This window comes from Acidimicrobiales bacterium (genome assembly GCA_035531755.1).
Lineage (GTDB): Bacteria > Actinomycetota > Acidimicrobiia > Acidimicrobiales > UBA8190 > DATKSK01.
On record DATKSK010000041.1, the window covers coordinates 20,058 to 39,272 of the forward strand.

Sequence of the window (19,215 nt, forward strand, 5' to 3'; positions counted from 1 at the left end):
AACTCTTGAGCGCGGGCCGGCCGGGAACGGCTGGCATCGGGTCACACGGTCAGGTCGACATGTCCCGTCCCGCGGGGCGGGGATTGCCCGCCACCTGGCCATATGTCGTCGCCGGGTCCGACCCGGGCCCCCGGGGCCGCCCGCACCGCCAGCGGGGCCGCCGGGTCCGCAGGTCGCCGCGCTCCCCCGGGCACGACGCCGCATCGTGCGAAGCGCCCCGCGGGTGGCTCCAGAGCCGAAGGCCTCCAGCTGGGCAGGACGATTTCCAGGGCCGACGACGCCGATCAACCGGTGACCGCCGACAGGCGCACCAGCAGCGCCTCGAGCAGCAACGTCTCGTTGGGATTGCGGACCAGCTCCGCCGAGCACCGTTCCACGGTGGCGACCGCGCCGACGAGCTCCCGGACGCGCTTCTCGGCCCGGGCCCGCTCCTCGGCCCGGGCCGGCACCGGCGCTGCCGATGCCAGCAGCCGGTCGCGGTAGGCACCCGCCAGCACCGCGAACCCGGCACGCAGCTCGTCCATCCGCCACCGCCGCTCCTCGCGATGGTGCCGGTCCTCGGTATCCTTGCGACGCGGAACGCCGCGCTCGCCGCGCCGCTCCGCTTCTGCGCCCAGCCCCTCGAGTTCGGCGCGGTTCCGGGCGCGCAGGGGCTCGACTGCCTCCTCGGCCGACGCCAGCAGCTCCGCCGCCAGCGACGCCGCCGCCGACCCGGTGCCGTCGAGACGCGACGGCACCGACCGCCACAGGGCCCGTCGGGCGGCGAATCCGGCGTCGTCGGCGAGCAGCCGGGCGCGGTCGACGCTGCCCCCGGCCGCCTCGGCCAGCTCGGCAGCGAGGTCGGCGGCCATGCCCTGCCCCCGGAGCCACTCCTGCATGGCGGCGGGGGGGACGGGGCGCAGCTCGATGCGCACGCACCTGCTGGCGATCGTGGCGAGCTCGGCGGGAACGGCCTCGGCGAGGAGCACGAAGACCGTCTGGCCGGCGGGCTCTTCGAGCGTCTTCAGCAGCACCGGCGCCGCCACGCGGGCCAGGTGGATGTCGGACACCGCGATCACCTGGCGGTGGCCTTCCAGCGGGCGCCGCTGGGCCAGGCGCACCACCCGGCGGGCGTCGTCGACGCTCACGAAGGCGCCACTGCGCTCCACCTCGACCAGGTCGGGGTGCACGCCGGTGAGCGCCCGGCGGCAGACCTCGCACACGCCGCACCCGCCGTGGGGGCACAGCAATGCCGCCGCGAAACCCCGTACCAGCGCGCGCTGCCCGAGCCCGGGTTGCCCCACGAGCAGGTACGCGTGCACGGGCCGCCGGCCCGCGGCGCGCAAGTGTGCCACGGCGTCGGCCTGGCCGACCACGTCGGCGAAGAGCGACGCCGCCGGCAGGGTGTCGGGGTCGAGGGTGCTACTCACGACGACGACGGCGGCGGCGGGGACCACGGGGCTGACGCCGGCTCCGGAGTCGGGCCCAGCCGCTCGACGACCACGGCCAGGAGGTGGCGGGCGACGGTGTCGACGTCCCCGGTCCCGTCCACCACCACCCATCCCTCGGGGTCCGCCGCCGCCAGCGCCAGGTAGCCGGCGTGGACGCGCTCGTGGAAGCCGTCGTCGAGGCGTTCCAGCCGGTCGGCGGCGGCCGCCTGGCGCCGGTGGCGCGCCTGGGCGACCGGCACGTCCAGCAGGACGGTCAGGTCGGGTGCGATCCCGCGCGCCGCCCATGCCACCAGGCGGCGAAGCTCGTCGAGGTCGAGCCCCCGGCCGTAGCCCTGGTAGGCGAGCGTCGACCCGGAGAAGCGCTCGGTCACCACCCAGCGCCCACCCTCGAGCGCGGGCGCCACCACCTCGTCCACGTGCTGCGCCCGGTCGGCGGCGACGAGGAGCGCCTCGGCGCGGGGCGACACCGGGGGCAGCTCGGCGTCGAGGAACAGGTACCGCAGGCCCTTCCCGAGTGCCGTCGACCCGGGCTCGGCGGTGGACAACGCCCCCAGTGCGCCGGCCAGGCGCGCCGCCTGCGTGGACTTGCCGCAGCCGTCCACCCCTTCGAGGGCGATCAGCCGGCCGCGCCCGCTCACCCGGCGTCTGGCGTCCCCGGCGACGCCGCCCCGGCGACGGCCGCGCCGGCGGCGCCCGCCGTCTTCCTGGCGGCGCCCGCCCTCTTCGTCGCGCCGGAGGCCTTCTTGGTGGACGTGGCCACCCTCTTCGTCGCCTTGGTCGCCTTGGTCGACTTCGTCGCCTTGGTCGACTTCGACGCCTTCTTGGTCGCCTTGGCGGCGCGCCCGGCCCGCTTGACCGGAGGACCCGCCGCCCGGCGGTCGGCGAGCAATTCCGCGGCCCGCTCGATGGTGATCGTCTCGGGCTCGTCGCCCTTGCGCAGCGACGCGTTGGTGGTGCCGTCGGTGACGTACGGTCCGAAGCGGCCCGACCGCACGACGACGGGTTGGCCCGTCTCGGGGTCGGCGCCGAGCTCTCGTAGCGGCGCCGCCGCCGCCCCGCGACCCCGGCGGGTCTTCGGCTGCGCGAAGAGGGCGAGGGCCTCGTCGAGGGTGACCGTGAGCAGCTGCTCCTCGGTGTCGAGGCTGCGGGTGTCGGTGCCCTTCTTCACGTAGGGCCCGAACCGGCCGTTCAGGGCCTGGATCTCCTCGCCCGACGCCGGGTCGGTGCCGACCGTCCGGGGCAGGCGCAACAGCTGGAGCGCCTCCTCGAGCGTCACGGCGTCCGGCGTCATCGTCCGGAACAGCGACGCCGTCCGGGGCCGGTCGCCCCCGTCGACCAGCGGTCCCAGCTGGATGTAGGGGCCGAAGCGGCCCGAGCGCACCAGCACGTCGAGCCCGCTGCCGGGGTCGGTGCCGAGCGACCGGTCGCCAGACGGCGCCGCCAGCAGCTCCTCGGCGCGCTCCACGGTGAGCTCGTCGGGGGGGAGGTCTTCGGGGATCGACGCCCTGTCCTCGCCGCGCTGCAGGTACGGCCCGTACCGGCCGACCCGCACCACCATCTGCTCCCCGTCGGCGTCGGCGCCGATGGGGATCGAGTTGACCTCGCGGGCGTCGATCTCCCCGAGGTGCGACGCCACCTCTTCCTTGAGCCCACGTCGGGCGTGGCCGTCGGCGGCCGCCACGCCGCCGGTGGGGGCAGCGTCGGCGGCGGCCGGGCCACCCGCGGCAGCCGGCGGCGCCCACGCCCCCGGCGCCCCGTGCCCGTGGCCGTTGCCTCCGAAGTAGAAGCGTGTGAGCCACGGCAGCGCCTCGCGCGCCCCCTGGGCGATCTCGTCGAGATCGTCCTCCATGGCGGCGGTGAAGCCGTAGTCGACCAGGTCACCGAAGTAGCGCTCCAGCAGGCCCACGACGGCGAACGCCGTGAACGACGGCACGAGGGCGGTGCCCTTCTTCCACACGTAGCCGCGGTCCTGGATGGTGCCGAGGATGCTGGCGTACGTCGACGGGCGCCCCACCCCGAGCTCCTCGAGCGCCTTCACGAGCGAGGCCTCGGTGTAGCGGGCGGGCGGCTGGGTGGCGTGCGAGCGCGGCTCGAGCTCGCGGGCCGACAGCGTGTCGCCCTCGGCCAGCGCCGGCAGTTGCACCTCGCGCTCGGCCAACTCGGCGTCGGGGTCGTCGGACCCCTCGACATAGGCGCGCAGGAAGCCCGGGAAGCCGATCACCGTCCCCGACGCCGCGAACTCCGCCTCGTCGGCGGGCGTCCCCCCTGCCGGTGTGCCCACCAACCGCACCTGCGCGCTCGTGCCGGTGGCGTCAGCCATCTGCGACGCCACCGTCCGCTTCCAGATCAGGTCGTAGAGTCGCAGCATGTCGCCGTTGAGGGCGCCGCCCGCCTCGTCGGGCGTCCGGAACACCTCGCCCGCCGGCCTGATGGCCTCGTGCGCCTCCTGGGCGTTCTTCACCTTGCGCTCGTAGCGCCGCGGGGACCCGGGGACGTACTCGGGCCCGTACAGCGCGGCCGCCTGCGCCCGGGCCGCGGCCAGGGCCTCGTCGGACAGTGTGGTGGAGTCGGTGCGCATGTAGGTGATCCAGCCCTGCTCGTAGAGGCGCTGGGCCACCTGCATGGTCCGCTGCGCGCCGAAGCGCAGCTTCCTGCCGGCCTCCTGCTGCAGCGTCGAGGTCATGAACGGTGGGGCCGGGGAGCGGCGGTAGGGCTTGTCGGTCACCGAGCGGACAGTGAAGGGCCGGCCGGCGAGGCCCTGGGCCAGCCGCACGGCGTCCGCCTCGGCCAGCAGGACGGTGTCGGCGCGGGTGCGCTCGCCGGTCTCGTTGAAGTCGCGACCGGTCGCCACCGTCGTGCCGCCCACGGCCACCAGGGTGGCCGCGAAGCCCTGGCCGCGCGCGTCGAAGACGCCCTCGATGTCCCACCACGTGGCGCCGCGGAAGCGCATACGGGCGCGCTCGCGCTCGACGATCATGCGCGTGGCCACGCTCTGCACCCGGCCGGCCGACAGGCGGGGCATGACCTTCTTCCAGAGCACGGGGGACACCTCGTACCCGTAGAGCCGGTCGAGGATGCGGCGGGCCTCCTGGGCGTCGACGAGGCGGCGGTCGAGCTCGCGCCACTCCTCCACGGCCCGCTGGATGGCGGCCGCGGTGATCTCGTGGAAGACCATCCGCTTCACCGGCACCTGCGGGGACAGGACCTCGGAGAGGTGCCACGCGATCGACTCGCCCTCGCGGTCCTCGTCCGTCGCGAGATAGAGCTCGCTGGCGTCTTTGAGCAGGGCCTTGAGCCGGGCCACGACCGACTTCTTCTCCGAGGCCACCACGTACAAGGGCTTGAAGCCGTTGTCGACGTCCACGCCGAGGCGGGCCCAGCTCTCCCCCTTGTAGGCGGCAGGCACCTCGTCGGCCCGACGGGGCAGGTCGCGGATGTGGCCGACGGAGGACTCCACCACGAAGTCGGGCCCCAGCAGGACCGAGATGGTGCGCGCCTTGGCCGGTGACTCGACGATCACGAGCGGCTTGCGCCCGGAGCGGGCACTGGCGGTCTGGGAGCGGGCGGAGGGTGGCATGGTCGAGGTTGAGCGTGCGGGCTGGCGCTCGTCGGTGTCAACCGCTCCCGGCACCCGTTGCGTCCCCGGTGCCTGTGGCCAGGGTTTTCACCCGGAGACCGAGCCTACCCTCCGGGGGCGTCAGGCCTCCACGGCGGTGGCCGTGACGGGCGCGCTCGGGGGCATGGTCTGCTCGACGTGCTCCTCGGACCCGAAGCCCTCGGACTTGCGCTTGGAGAAGGCGATGGCGCCGGCCAGCACCACCAGGGCCCCCGCGGCGATGCCCAGGCGGGCCCCGGTGTGGTGCCGCAGCGTGATCACGGCGGGGAGGATGAGCAGCGACACCAGGTTCATCACCTTGATGAGCGGGTTGAGCGCGGGGCCGGCGGTGTCCTTGAAGGGGTCGCCGACGGTGTCGCCGATGACGGCGGCCTTGTGGGCCTCGGACCCCTTGCCGCCCTCGTGGCCGTCCTCGATGTACTTCTTGGCGTTGTCCCACGCGCCGCCCGAGTTCGACAGGAAGTTCGCCATCAGCTGGCCGGTGAGGATGGCCGCCGCCAGGAAGGCCCCGAGGGCGAAGTAATTGATGCCGAACCCGACGATGACCGGGGTCAGCACCGCCAGCAGCGCCGGCGTGACCAGTTCGCGTTGGGCGGCAGCCGTGCAGATGCTGATGACCCGGCCGTACTCGGGCTTCTCGGTGTAGTCCATGATGCCGGGGTGCTCCCGGAACTGGCGGCGCACCTCCTGGACGACGGTGCCCGCCGAGCGGCCCACGGCCCGGATGGCCAGCGACGAGAAGAGGAACGCCACCGAGCCGCCGATGAGCATGCCGATGAACGTCGTCGGGATCGACACGTTGATCTGCGTGTGCGGGTCGGAGAACAGCTTGGCGGGGGTCACGTGCAGGCCGAGCTGGGTGACGATGGTCTCCACGAACGAGCCGAAGAGCGACACCGAGGCGATGACGGCCGACCCGATGGCCACACCCTTGGTGATGGCCTTGGTGGTGTTCCCCACGGCGTCGAGGCTCACCATGACACGCTCGGCCTCGCCGGTGAACTCACCGGACATCTCCGCCACGCCGGCGGCGTTGTCGGAGACCGGCCCGAAGCTGTCCTCGGACACCACCATGCCCGCCGTGGAGAGCATGCCGATGCCCGTCAGCGACACCAGGTAGAGGCTGAGCTCGATGTTCCCGTTGGCCTGCCACACCGACACGCCGATGGCGAGGGCGATGGCGATGATGGCCCACACCGTGGACTCGAGCCCGATGGCGATGCCGGCCAGGGTGGTCGTGGCCGGGCCGGTGCGGGCGGACTCGGCGATCTCGTGGACGGGGTTGCGCTCGGTCGAGGTGAAGTGCTCGGTGATCTGGCTGGCCACCAGCACCAGGACGACACCGGTGAGCACGGCGTAGAACGCCTTCATGTAGTGGAGGTAGAGGCCCGCTACCAGGCCCGCACCCAGGATCGTGAGGGCCGCCGCGGTCCAGAAGCCGCGGTTGATGGGGGCCATGGCGCTCTTGTCCTTCGGCCGGGCGCGCACGACGTACACGCCGACGGCCGAGGCCACGATGCCGATGGCGGGCACGATGAGGGGGAAGACCACGGCGCGCGCCGAGTGGGCGGCGAACGATCCGCCGAGCGACCGGAACGCCGCGAACCCGAGGATGATGGCGGCCACGATGGTGATGACGTAGGACTCGAACAGGTCAGCCGCCATGCCGGCGCAGTCACCCACGTTGTCGCCCACGTTGTCGGCGATGGTGGCGGCGTTGCGGGGGTCGTCCTCGGGGATGCCCGCCTCGACCTTGCCGACGAGATCGGCGCCCACGTCGGCCGCCTTGGTGAAGATCCCGCCCCCGACTCGCATGAACAGGGCGATGAGCGATGCGCCGAACCCGAACCCGACAAGCACCGCCGTGGCCGAGTTCTGGAAGGCGAACACGATGACGGTGGCGCCGAGCAGGCCGAGGCCGACGCAGAGCATGCCGGTGATCGCCCCCGTGCGGAAGGCCACCCGCAGGGCCCCGGGCAGCTTGCCGTCGCGGGCGGCGGCGGCGGTGCGGACGTTGCCCCGCACCGCCAGGCTCATGCCGATGAAGCCGGTGAGCCCCGACAGCGAGGCTCCGAACAAGAAGCACAGGACCCGGAAGCCCCCGGCGCTGGCGAACGACAGCGCGGTCGTGCCGTTGGGGCGGGTCACCTTGGTGGCGGTGAAGAAGATCAGGATCGCCAGGGGCACGAGCACCAGCGCGATGGCCCGGAACTGGCGCCGGAGGAAGGCCACCGCCCCCTCCTGGATGGCGGCGGCGATCTCCTTCATCTTGGTCGTGCCCTGGTCGGCGCGCAGGACGCCCCGCATCAGGACCAGGCCCACGACGAGGCCGAAGACCGCGGCGACCAGGGCGACGACCAGCCATACCTTCTCGGTGCTCGACAGGACGAAGCCCTGGTACCCCCCTTCGGCGGCGAGGAAGTGGGTCATGTGCCTGCTGCTCCCTTCATATGGGCCCGAGGCCCCGGGGCGAGCCTCGGCGGGCGAGGCGGGTTCGGTCGGTTGTCGGATTCCAGGTCGGACGCGTCTCGGGACGAGACGCTCCCCCGGAGAACGGGGGCTGACGATACCGACTCCACGCGACAACGGGCAAGGAAGCTCGCCCGACGGCTCCCCGGCGGGCCGGTCAGACGCCGAGGTCGACCGGCGCGGTGTCGGGCCCGGCGATGAGCTCGTAGTCGGGGTTCAGGATCGCCAGACGCCCCTCCCAGGCGCCGACCATGCCCTGCGCCACCAGGCGCGCGCCCTGCTGGATCCCGGGGATGCGCCGCCGGCCCTGGAAGACCAGCAGGATGGCCCCGCTGCCGTCGACCAGGGTGCACTCCAGGTTGGCGGTGGCCCCGCCGGTGGGGACCCTGACGGCCCGCACCCGGCCCGCCACCCGCACCCGCTGGCGCCACTGGGCCTCGCCGATCGGGGTGGTCCCGTCCACCGTCGGGCCGAGCACGTCGCCCAGGCGAGGCGCCATGCGCGTCGGGCGGGGGGCGGCCGCCCGGGGCAGGCCGCGGCGGGTCGGGCGGTGCCATCCACCGGTCAGCTGGAAGGGCACGATGGTGGCGTTGACGTGCGGCAGGTGGCCGACCGCCGCCGCGATGCGGTCGGCGCTGCGGTCGTGCAGGAGCCGGCGCCACCCCGCTGCGAAACCGCGCCGGGGCAGCAGGACGGTGAGCTCGGTGTTGCCGTCGCTCGTGCTCTGCGCCGCCAGCTCGAGCGCGGCGCGGGCGAGGCGCCGGTCGGGGCACTCGATGATGTCGAGCGGCAGCCGCGAGAGCCCCAGGCGGCTCCAGTCGTGCTCCAGGGCGGCGGCGTCGCGCGGGTCGACGGCGAAGTGCACGGCGCGCAGCTCGTCGGGCGACAGCGTGCGCGCGTACTGCACGGCGCGCGCCGTGGCCAGGTCCAGGCGGTCCACCAGCACCAGCACCATGTGGCGCCGGAGCACCGGGGCCTCGCACGCGGCGGCGGCTCCTTCCTCGAGCTGTTCGTCCTCCTTGGTGTACTGCCGGTGCAGGCGCAGCAGCACGAGCACGCCGAGGGGCATGAGCAGCACCACCACCCAGGCCCCTTCGGTGAACTTGGTGGTGGCGAAGATCAGGTCGACGACGAACGACAGCACGGCCGCGGTGCCGTTGATGGCCGCCCCGCGCCGCCAGTGCGGCTCGCGGTAGGTGAGGTGGTGCTTCACCATCCCCGCCCCGGCCATGGTGAAGCCCGTGAAGACGCCGATGGCGTAGAGCGGGATGAGGCTGTCCACGTGGGCCCCGGTGACGAGCAGCAGCACGATCGACGCCACCGTGAGGACGATGATCCCCGTCGAGAACACCAGGCGGTGCCCGCGCCGGGTGAGCTGGCGCGGCAGGTACGAGTCGTCGGCCGCGAAGCTCGCCAGGAACGGGAAGCCCGTGAAACTCGTGTTGGCCGCCAGGACGAGGATCAGCATGGTCCCCGCCTGCAGGAGCACGAACAGCACGTGGGCGAAGGCACCCGGGCCGTAGACGTACTTGGCCACCTGGGCCAGCACCGTCGGGGTCCCCGCCCTGAAGGGGACCGGGTGGACGACGGCGGCCAGCCCGGCGACGCCGAGGACGAGCGACCCCAGGATGACGGCCATGACCACCAGGGTGATGCGGGCGTTGCGGGACTCCGGGGGGCGGAAGATGCTCACGCCGTTGGAGATGGCCTCGGTGCCCGTCAATGCCGAGCCTCCGGAGGCGAACGCCTTCATGACGACGAACAGCGACGCGCCCAGGAGGAGCCCCGTGCCGCGGTGGCCCACCGCGATCCCCCCGGCCTGGTGCAGCGGATGGGCGTGGAGCTGCCCGAGGACCGCCTTCACCGTGCCCATGACGATGAGCAGCACCATGTTGGCGATGAAGAAGAACGTCGGCACCGCGAAGGTGCGCCCCGCCTCGCGCACCCCGCGCAGGTTGCCGTAGGCGATCAGGACGACGAAGCCAATGGCGATCTCCACCGTGGCGCCGGTCAGGTTGGGGAAGACCGATGTCAGCGCGGCGACGCCGGCGGCCACCGACACCGCCACGGTGAGCGTGTAGTCGATGAGGAGCGCCACCGCGGCGATCTGGGCGATGTTCAGGCCGAAGTTCTCACGCGCCACCACGTAGGCGCCGCCGGCCTTCGTATAGACCTTCACGACCTCGAGGTACGACAAGGTGACGAAGATCAGGACGAGGACCACGGCGATGCTGACCGGGACCACGAGGGAGAAGGCCGCGATGCCGATCCACGGCACGAGCTGGAACAGGATCTGCTCGGTGGCGTACGCCGAGGACGAGATGACGTCCGACGACAACACGGCCAGCGCCGTGGGCTTGCCCAGGCGCTCCACCGCCTGGCGTTCGGTGGCCAGCGGCGGCCCCAGCACGGCGTTCTTCAGCCGGTAGCGCGCGTTCTCCGGGAGGTCGACGGCGTCGGGCGAGGGGAGGGCCGAGGGGGCGACGTCGCGCCCCTTCGGGCGGTGCGGGAGGGCCGGGGCCCCCGCCACGGGCGTGCCGGGGTCGGTCTCCCCCGCTGCGGGCACATCGCTCACGCCTTCAGCCAATCACATCCCCGGGAGCGGCCCCGATCCGGCGGCCGTGTCGCCCGCCGGGGTGAGGCCGTGGTGCCCGCCGGGGTGAGGCCGTGTTGCCCGCCGGGGTGAGGCCGTGTTGCATGGTGCGGTGCACGTCGTCATCGTCGGTTGCGGGCGGGTCGGGTCGGGGCTCGCCCTCCGGCTGGGAGAGCACGGCCACACCGTGTCCGTGATCGACAAGCAGGCCCGGGCGTTCCGCCGCCTCCCGGCCGACTGGCCCGGAACGACCGTGCTGGGCTCGGGGTTCGACCGCGAGGACCTCGACCGCGCCGGCGCCGCGCAGGCGGGTGCCCTGGCGGCGGTGACGAGCGGGGACAACTCGAACATCCTGACCGCCCGCATCGCCCGCGAGAACTACGGCATCCCCAACGTGGTGGCCCGTATCTACGACCCCCGGCGCGCCGAGATCTACCAGCGACTCGGGATCCCCACGGTGGCCACCGTCACCTGGACGATCGACCAGGTGCTGCGCCGGCTCCTTCCCTCGGTGGTGACCGGGGAGTGGACCGATGCCTCGGGCCAGCTCGTCCTCGTCGAGCGGGTGCTGCCCGAAACGTGGGCGGGCAAGGCGCTGCGCGACCTCGGCATGGGAGCGAAGGCCACGCTGGTGGCCGTGACCCGGGCGGGCGTGCCGCGCCTGGAGGTCACCGACCTCGTGGGCCAGGAGGGCGACATCCTGCACGTCGCCGTGCTGAAGCCCTCCATCGAAGAGCTCGAACGTGTCTTCGACGGCGGTGCCCCCGTCTCCGACGGCCGTCCCGGGGGCACGGCGTGAAGGTCGCCATCGCCGGCGCCGGCAACGTCGGGACGGCCATCGCCCAGGACCTGGCGGCCAACGGTCACGAGGTCCTGCTCATCGAGAAGGACCCCGACGTCGTCGAGCGGCTGCGCCATACGGTCGACGTGACCGTCGTGGCCGCGGACGCCTGCGAGGTCAGCTCCCTCGACGCCGCCGGGATGGCCCTCGTCGACGTGGCCGTGGCCGCTACCGGTGACGACGAGGACAACCTCGTGATCTCGCTGCTGGCCAAACAGGAATTCGCCGTGCCCCGGGTGATCGCCCGGGTCAACCATCCGAGCAACCAGTGGCTGTTCAACGAGTCGTGGGGCGTGGACATCTCCGTGTCGACACCGCAGCTGCTCACCGCGCTCGTCGAGGAGGCCGTGTCCGTCGGGTCGCTCGTACGGTTGCTGCAGTTCGAGGGGGGCAACGCCCACCTCGTCGAGGTGACCCTGGCCGAGGGCTCGCCCGCGGCGGGGAGCTCACTGGCCGAGCTCGAGCTGCCGCGCGACGCCACGGTGGTGGCGGTGGTCCGCCACGACCGGTTGGTGGTCCCGCGCGGGGACACGGTGCTGAGCCCCGGCGACGAGGTCATGGTCCTGGTCACCGGTGAGGCCGAGGAGGCGGTCCAGCAGCTGCTCGTCGGGGGTTGAGCGGCTCGGTCCGGGCAGGCGGTGCCGCCCCCGTACAATTCCGGGCGATGGAGGCGGCATTCTTCGACCTGGACAAGACCATCATCGCCAGGGCGTCGATGGCGGCGTTCGGCCACCACTTCTACCGGGGCGGCCTCATCTCGCGCGCCACCGTCGTCCGGGCCCTGACGTCGCAGCTCGTGTACCTGCACCTCGGGGCGAGCGAGCAGAAGCTGGCCCGCATCCGTGAATCGGTCCTGAAGCTCACCCGCGGCTGGGACCAGGGCGAGGTGTCGCGCATCGTGCGCGAGGCGCTCGACGACGTGGTCGAGCCCATCATCTACGCCGAGGCGCTCGAGCTGCTGGAGCAGCACCACGCCTCGGGCCGCAAGACCTACCTCGTGTCCGCCTCGCCCGAGGAGATCGTGCAGCCCCTGGCCGAGTACCTCGGCGTCGACGGCGCCATCGCCAGCCGGGCCGTGGTCGACCTCGACGGGCGCTACACGGGGGAGATGGCCTTCTACGCCTACGGGCCGTTCAAGGCGGAGGCCATACGCGACCTGGCCCAGTTCGAGGGGATCGACCTGGCGGCGTCCTACGCCTACAGCGACTCGTACACCGACGTCCCCATGCTCGAGGCCGTCGGCCACCCGGTGGTGGTGAACCCCGACCGCGTGCTCGCCCGCCTGGCGCGCGACCGCGGCTGGGAGGCCCTGCAGTTCACGAGGCCCGTGCGCCTACGCGACCGGGTGCCCGTCCCCAATCTCCCGACGGCGGCCGCGCTGACCGGCGTGGCGCTCGCCGCCACCGGTGCTGCGGTGCTGGTGAGGCGGCACGGGCACAGGACGCCCCGCGCCGCGGGGTGATCAGGCCTCGCGCAGGCGCCGGGCGGCGACGAGTCCGAGGGCGACCAGGACGGCGAGGATCAGCAGCTTCTTCACGTCAGGGATCCTACCCAGGGGTGGTGACGGTGCACACAGGCCCTGGCCAGGGTGGTGCGCACCCGCCGACGGCGGGCCTCAGACCGTCAAGAGGTCGCGGGCGCCGGTGTCCGACGAGGGGTGACGCAGCTTCGACATGGCCCGGGCCTCGATCTGGCGGATCCGCTCCCGGGTGAGGTTGAAGTGCTCGCCCACCTCTTCGAGCGTGCGCGGCTCGCCGCGGTCGAGGCCGAAGCGCAGCCGCAGGATCTCGCGCTCGCGCTCGTCGAGCGGCGACAGGAGCCGGTTGATCTCGTCGGGCAGGAGCGACGTGGCGGCCACCTCGAAGGGCGACTCCGCTGACCGGTCCTCCACCACGTCGCCCAGCTCGGCGTCCCCGTCCTCACGCAGGGGCTCGGACAGCGACAGCGGTTCGGCCCGGAAGCGCAGGGCCTCGATGAGCTTGTCCTCGGGCATCTCCACCTCGGCCCCGAGCTCGGCCAGGGTGGCGGGGCGGCCCAGCTTGAGCTCCAGGCGCGCCTGGGCCTTCTGCACGCGGGCCAGGGTGTCGCCGGCGTGCACGGGCAGCCGGATGGTGCGGCCGGTGTTGGCGATGCCGCGGGTGATCGCCTGGCGGATCCACCATGTCGCGTAGGTGGAGAACTTGAAACCCTTGCGCCAGTCGAACTTCTCCACGGCGTGCATCAGGCCCAGGTTCCCCTCCTGGATGAGGTCGAGCAGGGGGAGCCCCGACGCCTGGTACTTCTTGGCGATGGACACCACCAGCCGCAGGTTGGACTGCACGAAGGTCTGCTGGGCCTGCTCGCCGGTCTGGATCTTGCGCTTCATCTCGCGGCGCTTGGCCGGGGTGAGGTCCTTGATCTTGGTGGCGAGGTCGAGCTCGGCCTCCCGGCCGCCCTCGATGGTCTGGGCCAGGCGGACCTCGTCGTCCTTGGTCAGAAGGGGGTACTGCCCGATGTCGGTCAGGTAGAGCCGGACCAGATCTTCCTCGTCGCGCTCGACGCGCTCCTTCGCCAACGTCTCAACCCTTCGTCGGAACCATCCGGCGCTCCCTGCCGGTGGTCGAGAGCCTTCAGCTGTGGCCTGCGGCTGGGACCGGGGCGACCGGCGTCCAGGGGCACGGACACAGCACGCCTGTGGATGACAGTTTACCGGCGGAGTCAAGGCCCCGACCTCCCCACGGCCCCGTCCGGGGCCGGTCGGGCCGTGCCTGGTCAGGCAGGGGGCGGGCCGGCGGGCCCATCAAGAGCGCCGGCGCCCTCCGGCCAGGGCACCAGCCCGGCGCCCGTCTCGGCCACCAGCCCTTCGAGGTGCTGCTGGTGGCCCGTGACCACGGCGATGTCGTGGGGCCGTCGCAGCAGCGCCTGGGTGAGCGTCTCGACCGCCTGCCACTGCTCGACCTCGTCGCGCAGCACCAGGCGTAGGGCCCGACCGGTGGGGGCCTCGGCCACGAGCGACACGCGCCGCAGGTGCAAGCCGTACCCGGCCACGAGCCGGGGCAGCACCACCCGGCCCAGGCCGACGAGGCGAAGCAGGGTGCCACCCGACGGCGCCCCCGACCCCGGGCCCCGACCCATGAGGGTGCCGTCACCGGCGGCGGGCTCGCCCTCGCCCGGGCGCAGCGCCCCCGCCAGGGCGGCGAACATGCGGTCGACCTCGACGCTCGGCGGCACGGTCAGGGTGGCGGCGTCCACCGAGTCGAGTGCCGGGAGGCGCTCGGCGAAGAGCTCGGCATGCCACGCGTGCTGCTGGGCGGTCACGTCGAACAGCACCTGGGCCTCGGGCACGGGCTCGTTGCCGGCCCAGGACCCGAGCACCTCGAACAGCCGGCGCTCCATCCACTGGTAGGCACCCACCACGCGCGCCTGGGCGTCGAGCGACAGCGCCCGGCCCCCGAACGCCCCACCCCCGAAGGGGCCGCCGCCGAGCGCCTGGGCGGCGGCCTCGAAGCGGTCACGCACCGCCGACCCCCTCGTCCTCGGCGCCGACTGTTGCCCCCGCGGGGGCGGCGCCGGCCGCGGTGGCGGTGGCGGTGGCGGCAGGGGCCGGCGGGACGACGGTCGCCGGCGCGTGGTCCCGGTACCGGTTGGTGATGGGCATGCGACGATCCTTGCCGAACGCCTTGGCCGTGATGCGGACGCCCGGCGGGGACTGGCGTCGCTTGTACTCGGCGCGGTCGACGAGCGCGGCGACGCGCGCCACCAGCGCCGGGTCGTAGCCGGCGCCCGCCACGTCCGCGATCGACCGGTCGTGGAGCACCAGCGCGTCGAGCAGCGGATCGAGGACGTCGTAGGGCGGGAGGCTCTGGTCGTCGCGCTGGTCGGGGCGCAGCTCGGCCGATGGCGGCTTGACGAGCACCGACGCGGGGATGACGTCGGCTCCCGCGCTGGCGTTGCGGTAGCGGCACAGGCGGTACACGAGGGTCTTGGGGACGTCCTTGATGACGGCGAAGCCGCCGGCTGAGTCGCCGTAGAGCGTGGAGTACCCGGTGGCGAGCTCGCTCTTGTTGCCCGTGGTGAGCACGATCCACCCGCGGGCGTTGGACACCGCCATGAGCAGGACGCCGCGGATGCGCGACTGCAGGTTCTCGTCGGTGAGCCCGGTGGGCACCTCGCCGAGGGCGGTGCCGATGAGCCCCGCCAGCGCCTCGTGGGCGGCCTCGATCGGCACCGTACGGAGGTCGATGCCGAGGTGGTCGGCCAGGGCGGTGGCATCGGTGACCGAGCCGGGGCTCGAATAGCGCGACGGCATCGCCAGGCCGTGGACGTGGGCGGCCCCGAGCGCGTCGACGGCCACCGCGGCCACCAGGGAGGAGTCGATGCCCCCCGACAGGCCCACCACGGCGTCGGTGAAGCCGTTCTTGCGCAGGTAGTCGCGCGTGCCCAGCACCAGGGCCTCGTAGACCTGCGCCTCCTCGTCGAGGGGGGCCGGCACCGGCGGTGCGGCCCGGATCGCCGGGTCGCGCCGCGCCGCGCTCACGAGGACCGTCGGCAGGCCGGGGCCGGGGCCGGGGCCGTCGGACGGCACGGGCACGTCGACCACGAGCACCGTCTCGGCGAACCCCTCGGCCGCGGCGACGACCTCCCCGGTGCGGTCCATGACGAAGGAGCCGCCGTCGAAGACCAGCTCGTCCTGGCCGCCGACCTGGTTGACGTAGGCGATGGCGCAGCCCGCCTCGGCCACCCGCTGGCGGGACACGGCCAGCCGGTCGGACCGCCGCCCGATCGAGAACGGCGACGCGTTGACGTTCACCACCAGGCGGGCGCCCCCCGAGGCCTGGGCGCGCACGGGCCCGTCGGGGAACCACAGGTCCTCGCAGATCGACACGCCCACGGGCACCCCGGCGATCTCGTAGAGCTCGAAGCCCGCCGTCCCCGGCGCGAACCAGCGCTCCTCGTCGAAGACGCCGTAGTTCGGGAGCCGGCGCTTGTGGTACACGCCGCGCACCGCGCCGCCCGCACACACCGCCACAGCATTGCGGAGCCGCCGGGGGGCGCCGCGGATCGCCGCCTCGCGCGCCACGGTTCCGGCGCCCGACGCGTGGGTGACGGCGTCCCCGACGTCGTCGTGCCCGGCCACGTCCACGAACCCCACGATCGCCACGCACGCGGCCGTCGCCGACGCCACCCGGTGGATCGCCGCCAGGTTGTCGGCGACGAACGCCGGCTTGAACAAGAGGTCCTCAGGGGGGTACCCCGTGATGGCGAGCTCCGGGAAGGCGGCCACGTCGGACCCGTCGGCCTCGGCGCGGGCCAGGTGCTCGATGATCCGCTCGGCATTGCCGTCGACCTCCCCGACGACCGTGTCGAGTTGGCACAGCGCCACACGAAGGTGGGACACGGCCGAATCCTATCGGCGGCCCCCGCGCACGCCGCCTGGCATGCTGCGGTCGTGGGAACGGCGCCACTCCGACGAGCACGTAGGTGACCGGCAGGCCCGGGCCATGACGGTGCCCCAGGCGGTGGAGGCCCTCGCCGAGCGTTCGGCCGCGCCCGACGCCGCTCTCGCCGTCCTGCGACGGCTCGCCGAGGAGCGCGCCGGGGTCGTCGAGGACATGGCGTCACCGGCGGGCCCGACCGCCCGGGCGGTCGCGCTGGTGCGCGTGGTGGGCGCCAGCAATTCCCTGGGCCGGCTGTGCGTGGCGGACCCCGACGCCCTCGACGTCCTCGACGCGCTGGACCGGCCGGGCCCCGTCGACGCGTCGAGCCCCGAGGCCCTGGCCCGCTCCAAGCGCCTGGAGCTGTTGCGCATCGCGGCGCGCGACCTGCTCGGCATGGACTCGCTCGACGCCGTCGGGACGGCGCTGGCCGACCTCGCCCAGGACGTCCTGCAGGCGGCGGTGACCCTCGCCCTCGACGAACCGGCCGCTGACGGCACGACACTCGCCCTGATCGGCATGGGCAAGCTCGGTGGCCGCGAGCTCAACTACGCCAGCGACGTCGACGTGCTGTTCGTCACGCGGCGCGGCCCCGACGAGGACGTGGCGCGCCGCGTCCTGCGGATCGCCCGGCTGTCGTTCCGCGTCGACGCCGACCTGCGACCCGAGGGCCGCGCCGGCCCACTCACCCGGTCGCTCGACGGCTACCGCTCCTACTGGGACCGGTGGGCCGCCACCTGGGAGTTCCAGGCACTGCTGAAGGCCCGCGCCGTGGCCGGCGACGCCGGGCTCGGCGGCGAGTTCGAGCGCGCCGCCCACGAGCAGGTCTGGGGACGGAACTACAGCGCCGACGAGATCGCGGCGGTCCGGTCGATGAAGGCGCGCGCCGAGGGGCTGGTCGCCGGCCGCGGCCTCACCGGACGCGAGATCAAGCGCGGTCCGGGCGGGATCCGCGACATCGAATTCGCCGTACAGCTGCTGCAATTGGTGCACGGCCGCAACGACCCCGGCATCCGGGACCGCTCGACCCTCGGGGCGCTCGACGACCTGGCCGACGCCGGCTACGTGGCCCGGGGGGACGCCACCGTGCTGGCCCGCGCCTACCGGTTCCTGCGCACCGTCGAGCACCGGCTCCAGCTCGTCGAGGAGGAGCAGACCCATTCGGTCCCCGCCGATCCTGTCGCCCGCCGACGGTTGGCGCTCGTCATGGGGTTCGAGGACGATCCCTCGGCACCCGCCGTGGCGCGGTTCGACGACGAGCTGCGCCGGTGCCAGCGCGACGTCCGGGCGATCCACGAGCGGCTCTTCTTCCGCCCCCTGCTCGAGGCGTTCGCCACCGTGGAGACCACCGGCGAGGACGGCGGGGTGGGAACGGTCATGTCGGCCGACGCCGTGGCCCGGCGACTCGACGCCTTCGGCTTCGCCGACGTGGCCCGCACCCGCGCCGCCGTCGAGGAACTGGCGGGCGGCCTGACGCGCAGCTCGCGGCTCATGGCCCAGTTGCTGCCGCTGCTGCTCGACTGGCTGTCGCTCGCGCCCGACCCCGACCTCGGCCTCCTGGGGCTGCGCAACCTGACCCTCGGCGCCCACCAGCGGTCGCTGGTCGTCTCCACCTTCCGGGAGTCCTCGGAGGCCGCCCGGCGCCTGTGCCTGTTGCTCGGGTCGAGCCTGATCCTCGCCGAGGCCATCGAGCGCAACCCCGAGCTGATCGCCACCATCGGCGACGACGAGGCGCTGGCCCCGACACCGCGCCCGGTGCTCGTGGCCGAGGCCGGGGAGCGCCTGCGTCGCGACGACGACGAGACGTGGCGCCGGGCCCAGCTGGTGCGCATCCGCCAGGACCAGCACGTGCGCATCGCCGCGCGCGACCTGCTCGACGTGGCCGACATCGTCGCCACCGGCCAGGCGCTGGCCGAACTGGGCGAGGCGCTCCTCGAGGTCGCCCTCGAGGTGGTGCAACCCGACATGCCGTTCTCGATCGTGGGCATGGGCCGCCTCGGCGGTGGCGAGATGGCCTATGCCAGCGACCTCGACGTGCTGCTCGTCTACGACGGCGCCGGGGACGCGGCCGGGGAGACCGTGGCCGAGGCACTGCTGCGGTTCATGCACGGGCCGAGCCCGGCGCAGCGGGTGGCGGCCGTCGACCTCGGGCTGCGGCCCGAAGGCGGCCAGGGCCGCCTGGCGCGCGACCTCGACGGCTACGCCGCCTACTTCGAGCGCTGGGCCCAGACCTGGGAGCGCCAGGCCATGCTGCGCGCCCGGGTCGTCGCCGGCGACCGCGAGCTCGGGGCGCGCTTCATGGCGCTGGCACGCGACTTCGTGTGGGACCCACCGCTCACCGACGCCGACGTGGCCGCCATCCGTCGCATGAAGGCCCGCATGGAGCGCGAGCGCATCCCGGCGCGCGACGACCCCCAATTCCATCTGAAGCTCGGGCGCGGGTCGCTGTCGGACGTGGAGTGGACGGTGCAGCTGCTGCAGCTGCGGCACGGCCTCGCCGAGACGAGCACCATGACCGCGCTCGAGGCCCTCGCGGCCGACGGTGCCCTGGCGCCCGCCGACGTCGACGCCCTGCGTGACGCCTACCGCTTCTGCGAGCGGACCCGCAACCGCTGGCACCTGGTGGGCGCCCTCCCCGGCGGCACCTCGCCGGGCGACGCGCTCCCCACCCAGGCCCACCAGCTGTCCCGCCTCGCCCGGAGCCTGGGCACGACCCCGGCGCACCTGCGCGACGACTACCGCCGGGTCACGCGGCGGGCCCGCCGCGTGGTCGAGCGGGCCTTCTACGGCATCGAGGACGCCTGAACCCGGTCCCGGAGGGCACCCTGCGGACAGACGAGCGCACGGGTGCC

At 73.6% G+C, this 19,215-nt stretch carries 12 protein-coding genes; 4 read left to right on the plus strand and 8 right to left on the minus strand.

All coding sequences use genetic code 11. From position 1 onward, the window contains the following. Positions 1–284: 284 nt before the first annotated feature. The 5 genes from VMV22_08555 to VMV22_08575 all read right to left on the minus strand — a co-directional run bounded on the left by VMV22_08555 (position 285) and on the right by VMV22_08575 (position 10,090). Positions 285–1,436 carry a hypothetical protein gene (locus VMV22_08555; GenBank protein ID HUY22379.1) on the minus strand — a complete coding sequence of 384 codons (1,152 nt, stop codon included), beginning with the start codon at positions 1,434–1,436 and terminating at the stop codon, positions 285–287. Further along, positions 1,406–2,068 (minus strand): dTMP kinase, encoded by a 663-nt coding sequence (gene tmk / locus VMV22_08560; protein ID HUY22380.1) that lies wholly within the window; start codon positions 2,066–2,068, stop codon positions 1,406–1,408. The genes VMV22_08555 and tmk overlap by 31 nt, the downstream gene beginning before the upstream one ends. Further along, positions 2,065–5,007 carry a type I DNA topoisomerase gene (gene topA / locus VMV22_08565; GenBank protein HUY22381.1) on the minus strand — a complete coding sequence of 981 codons (2,943 nt, stop codon included), beginning with the start codon at positions 5,005–5,007 and terminating at the stop codon, positions 2,065–2,067. Before topA ends, tmk begins: the two co-directional genes overlap by 4 nt. A gap of 120 nt (positions 5,008–5,127) precedes the next feature. Further along, positions 5,128–7,476, minus strand: a complete 2,349-nt coding sequence (locus tag VMV22_08570; protein ID HUY22382.1) for a sodium-translocating pyrophosphatase — start codon at positions 7,474–7,476, stop codon at positions 5,128–5,130. Positions 7,477–7,672: 196 nt separating this feature from the next. After that, positions 7,673–10,090 carry an amino acid permease gene (locus VMV22_08575; GenBank protein ID HUY22383.1) on the minus strand — a complete coding sequence of 806 codons (2,418 nt, stop codon included), beginning with the start codon at positions 10,088–10,090 and terminating at the stop codon, positions 7,673–7,675. Between the two features lie 130 nt (positions 10,091–10,220). On the opposite strand from VMV22_08575, the gene VMV22_08580 reads away from it, so the two are divergent. Genes VMV22_08580 through VMV22_08590 form a run of 3 tightly spaced genes read left to right on the plus strand, consistent with a single transcriptional unit; the run spans position 10,221 to position 12,411 of the window. Further along, a complete protein-coding gene (locus VMV22_08580) occupies positions 10,221–10,907 on the plus strand; it encodes a TrkA family potassium uptake protein (protein ID HUY22384.1) in 687 nt (228 codons plus the stop codon). Further along, positions 10,904–11,566: an NAD-binding protein gene (locus tag VMV22_08585; protein ID HUY22385.1), complete on the plus strand. Its 663-nt coding sequence runs from the start codon at positions 10,904–10,906 to the stop codon at positions 11,564–11,566. The genes VMV22_08580 and VMV22_08585 overlap by 4 nt, the downstream gene beginning before the upstream one ends. Positions 11,567–11,613: 47 nt before the next feature. Continuing rightward, a complete protein-coding gene (locus VMV22_08590) occupies positions 11,614–12,411 on the plus strand; it encodes an HAD-IB family hydrolase (GenBank protein ID HUY22386.1) in 798 nt (265 codons plus the stop codon). A gap of 153 nt (positions 12,412–12,564) precedes the next feature. Here VMV22_08590 and VMV22_08595 read toward each other — a convergent pair whose 3' ends face one another. The 3 genes from VMV22_08595 to VMV22_08605 all read right to left on the minus strand — a co-directional run bounded on the left by VMV22_08595 (position 12,565) and on the right by VMV22_08605 (position 16,326). Beyond that, positions 12,565–13,503: a sigma-70 family RNA polymerase sigma factor gene (locus tag VMV22_08595; GenBank protein HUY22387.1), complete on the minus strand. Its 939-nt coding sequence runs from the start codon at positions 13,501–13,503 to the stop codon at positions 12,565–12,567. Between the two features lie 197 nt (positions 13,504–13,700). After that, on the minus strand, positions 13,701–14,447 hold the full coding sequence (locus VMV22_08600; protein ID HUY22388.1) for a hypothetical protein: 747 nt from the start codon (positions 14,445–14,447) through the stop codon (positions 13,701–13,703). Beyond that, positions 14,440–16,326 (minus strand): NAD+ synthase, encoded by a 1,887-nt coding sequence (locus tag VMV22_08605; GenBank protein ID HUY22389.1) that lies wholly within the window; start codon positions 16,324–16,326, stop codon positions 14,440–14,442. The genes VMV22_08600 and VMV22_08605 overlap by 8 nt, the downstream gene beginning before the upstream one ends. A gap of 103 nt (positions 16,327–16,429) precedes the next feature. Between VMV22_08605 and VMV22_08610 the strand changes: the two genes are divergently transcribed. Beyond that, positions 16,430–19,168: a bifunctional [glutamine synthetase] adenylyltransferase/[glutamine synthetase]-adenylyl-L-tyrosine phosphorylase gene (locus tag VMV22_08610; GenBank protein HUY22390.1), complete on the plus strand. Its 2,739-nt coding sequence runs from the start codon at positions 16,430–16,432 to the stop codon at positions 19,166–19,168. Positions 19,169–19,215: the final 47 nt, after the last annotated feature.